This is a genomic window from bacterium, from assembly GCA_021158245.1.
Taxonomy (GTDB): Bacteria; Zhuqueibacterota; QNDG01; order QNDG01; family QNDG01; genus QNDG01.
Map to the genome: position 1 here is coordinate 1 of JAGGVB010000022.1, position 3,327 is coordinate 3,327.

The following is a 3,327-nucleotide window of genomic DNA, read 5'->3' on the forward strand; positions in this document are numbered from 1 at the left end:
ACTGATTCTATTTCTCTGCGTGCTGTTTTTTTTGACTGCTTAACTGCAAAAAATGTATAAGAAAAACCTGCGAGAAAAATCCCGATAAAAAGGCCCGATATCAGCCATCCCCATGAAATTTTATGAACTAGAGCAAATTGCTTTTCAATATTATAGAGAAAAACACCCGGAGGCCCTTCTGCAAGGAGTAATTTATCTTTTCCAAAGCCCTGATTAACTATACAATTTTCCAAAATCACAAGATTTTTGTCAACATATGCCAACAGTTCTATTTTTTGACTTAACATTAGAATAACTGAACGGCCCCTGAATGCTCCTGAAACAAAAATCTCTTTTTCTCCGTCATTATTAAAATCAGCAACTACTATTCTGCCCGGGGAAAATTGTATAAATTTTCTGAATTTAATAATATCAAGATTATGGTTTCTTAATTCTATTCTTCCGTCATCCCAGCCTATAATTACATCATCCTTACCGTCTCTGTCAATATCTGTGAATCCAAGATTTCCAGCCTGAGTTTTCGCTATAGAAATTTTCGGGCCGAAATTTCCTGTTACAGGGTTCCATACAGCAATAAAATCAGCTTCTGCAGGAATGCCGTGGCCTGTAAAAGAAACCATTAATTCTTTGCTTCCGTCTCCGTCCAGATCGCGTGCATAAACAGTTGTACTTGTAAACTCTCCGCCGATAACCTGGGACTTAAGGCATTTACCTGCGGAATCAAGAACAGTAAGGTATGAATGTGAATCATCTGTTCCGTTTATCTTAACTCCTCCTCCGTTTGCAGGCGCGTTTGAACCTATGATGATTTCTCTCTTACTGTCTCCATTAATATCATTTATCAGTAATGAAGTAGGTACAAATCCTGTATTATACTTCCACAGAAATTTATTATTTTTTAAATCAAATGCATAGATTCCCCTGGGTTTAAATCCGTAATCAGTTTCAATAGTAATTATAATATCTGACGTTCCGTCTCCGTTAATATCCATAAAAGCTCTTGCATATACAACTGATTCCCATTTCCCTTTTATTCCATAGGGTTTCTCAGCACATAAAATAGAATGGAGGGTCCGGCCTTCTGAATCGATAATATGCAGATAAACCGCATCAGGCCTGAGTTCGGACAAAAATATCTCTTTAATTCCGTCATTATTTACATCAAAATTTTTATCAGAAACAGAAAGAGCTGTACTGCCGTAATAATTCTTCTGGAATTTTACCGCCTGAGGGTAAAGGCCTCCAATACTTATATAATTAGGTGAAAAAGATTTTTCATATCCGCAGGATATCATAAGCAGTTTATCAGTTCCATTTTCGGTACAATTTATTGGGAAAAACCTTTCAGTAATTGACTCATTATTGAAAGACAATGATCTTGTTACAACAAACTTATACGGAAGGCAGTCAGGCTTGATTTCAGAAAAATCAACAGATGGCAGTTCGGTTTTTTGAGCGGCTTGAGAATATGCAGAAAGAAAAAAACAATATAAAAAACAGAAAAACAGAAAAAAAACATTACGAATTCTCATGAAATTATTCTCCGTTAAGCATATCACATAAACAGTTCGTAAAACAAAAACAGTGATAGAATGGCCAATAATAGCATTACATGAATTGAGCTGTTTTTACTGTGAAGAATGATAATATCAATGAATATAATAAAAAAAATCGGATTTGTCGAGGAAATATTACGCCCCGGTTTTTACGGGGCGGGGAATGGATTTAATCCGGCATGATTTTATAAAAGGCTTACGCCTTAAATCCGTATTCATTTTCACAAAGCTGAGTATGATTGAATTTAATCCGGCAGTTGCCGGTTTCATGGTGGATGGGATGAGCAGTGCTTGCATGGGACATCATGGTATAGCATGGGCTGAAATGGGGTGGTATGGGATAGTATGGGCTGGGTTGGGTATGGATTAAAATTGTGTAAATTTCAAGTTATACTTGACATTTACACAGAATATGTGTAAAATTATTCATGATCAGAAGAGAAATAACAGATGAGCTGAAAGAAGCGGCAGCAGAATACCCTGTTGTAACTATTACAGGCCCCCGCCAGTCAGGTAAAACAACTCTTGCACAAATGACATTTCCGCATAAATATTACATCTCCCTTGAAGATCCTGATATCCGCCTTGCCGCAGAACTCGATCCCCGCGGCTTCTTATCCGATATGCCACACGGCGCAATTATTGACGAAATTCAATACGTACCTCAGTTATTGTCATACATTCAAAGTATTGTTGATAAAAAAGATGATGCAGGAGTATTTATTTTAACCGGAAGCCACCAGCCTGCACTGCATCAGGCTGTAAGCCAGTCACTTGCAGGACGGACAGCGGTCCTGACTCTGCTTCCTTTTTCGTGTAATGAGATATCAGAATACGGCAATAACTATAATTCTTTTAATTTAATAGTTAAAGGTATGTTTCCACGAATACATGAGAAAAAACTTAAACAGCAACGTTTTTACAGCGGTTACTTTCAAACTTATATTGAGCGGGATGTCAGAGCTCTTATTCAGCTTAAAGATCTCAGACAGTTTCAGCAGTTTATGAAGCTCCTTGCAGGAAGAATCGGGCAGATTGTAAATTTTTCGGCTTTAAGCAATGATGTAGGAGTATCATCAACAACAATTAAAAACTGGATCAGTGTATTAAAAGCATCTTACGTACTTTTCGAACTTCCGCCTTTTTTCCCGAATATCAGGAAAAGGGTTGTTAAATCTCCTAAGATTTATTTTACAGATACAGGGCTGGCCTGCTATTTATGTAATATTTCAACTGAATCACAGTTAAATCGAGATCCTCTACGCGGAGGTTTGTACGAAAATTTTATTATTCTGGAATTTATTAAAGCTGCTTATAATAAGGGCATTTTACCTGAATTTTATTTTTACAGAGATTCTCATGGGAATGAAGTTGATTTAATAATAAAGAAACAAAACCAGTTAATTCCCATTGAGATTAAATCAGCGGAGACTTTTACAAAGGATTTTTTAAAGGGAATAAAACATTTTCAAAAATTATTTCCAGAGATTTACAAAAACGGGTTTGTATTATACAATGGCGAACAGGAATATACTGTAGAAAAAAATAGAATTTTAAATCCCGTAAGCAAGTTTAATTTCTTCAACGACCTTATCAGGCAAATAAATTAAAGATGAAAGGCTTACGCCTTAATTCCTTATTATACTATTCCAGATATCTCCTCACCATATCAAGCACAGCAGAACATGAACGTTCTTTATTAACAAGCCGGTCTTCCCCGAAAAAATGCTCTTCACACTCCTCAAAATCTTCAGTGGATATTGCAGTATAA

Annotated in this window: 3 protein-coding genes; 2 read left to right on the forward strand and 1 reads right to left on the reverse strand. The window is 36.2% G+C overall.

Annotated elements, in window-relative coordinates:
• The coding region (locus tag J7K93_01120) for a VCBS repeat-containing protein (protein ID MCD6115590.1) at positions 1-1,532 on the reverse strand (1,532 nt) is incomplete at its 3' end.
• A 187-nt stretch (positions 1,533-1,719) separates the two neighbouring features.
• Here J7K93_01120 and J7K93_01125 point away from each other — a divergent pair.
• Together J7K93_01125 and J7K93_01130 are read left to right on the forward strand one after the other, a co-directional pair.
• A complete protein-coding gene (locus tag J7K93_01125) occupies positions 1,720-1,926 on the forward strand; it encodes a hypothetical protein (protein ID MCD6115591.1) in 207 nt (68 codons plus the stop codon).
• Positions 1,927-1,984: 58 nt separating this feature from the next.
• Entirely contained in the window at positions 1,985-3,166 is a 1,182-nt protein-coding gene (locus J7K93_01130; GenBank protein ID MCD6115592.1) for an ATP-binding protein, read from the forward strand.
• Positions 3,167-3,327 lie beyond the last annotated feature (161 nt).

Excerpts from the sequence above, each read along its gene's own strand:
- J7K93_01125 (MCD6115591.1), top strand. The coding sequence starts at position 1,720 with ATGGATTTAATCCGGCATGATTTTATAAAAGGCTTACGCCTTAAATCC.
- J7K93_01130 (MCD6115592.1), top strand. The coding sequence starts at position 1,985 with ATGATCAGAAGAGAAATAACAGATGAGCTGAAAGAAGCGGCAGCAGAA.